We start from the raw sequence: 426 nt of genomic DNA on the forward strand, positions 1-426 counted from the left end.
GCCGGTAGGCGTCGGGTGCCGTGCGTTCGGTCGTCAACGACACCAGCGCCCAGTGCTCGGCGGTGGCGGTGCCCGTGTCCAGGTCGGCGAGGCCGGCCGCGGCCCGGTCCAGGTACTGCGCCACCGGTTCGCCGGAGTCCGGGCCGAGCCGGTCCGTGGCGACGGGCGGGCGTTGTGGCGGGTTCAGCACGCCGAGCACCACCACGAGCGCCACCAGCGCAAGGACGCAGCCGGCGGTCGCCGCCGACCGCGTCCGGTCACGCACGCCGCAGTACTTCGAGGGCGTGCTGGAGGTCCTTCGGGTACTCGCTGGTGATCTCGATCCACCGGCCGGCCGCCGGGTGCGCGAAGCCGAGCTGCCGGGCGTGCAGCCACTGCCGCTCGAGACCGAGCCGCTCCGCGAGCCGCGGGTCGGCGCCGTAGGTC

Annotated in this window: 1 protein-coding gene and 1 pseudogene; both read right to left on the reverse strand. The window is 75.6% G+C overall.

What is annotated here, in order from left to right; all coding sequences use genetic code 11:
* The coding region (locus tag AC1DYG_RS19970) for a hypothetical protein (RefSeq protein WP_477641582.1) at positions 1 to 265 on the reverse strand (265 nt) is incomplete at its 3' end.
* Positions 258 to 426, reverse strand: a pseudogene (locus tag AC1DYG_RS19975) (RluA family pseudouridine synthase); the annotation flags it as partial. The gene AC1DYG_RS19970 and the pseudogene AC1DYG_RS19975, both read right to left, overlap by 8 nt.

It is taken from the genome of Pedococcus sp. P1_H8 (assembly GCF_056405175.1).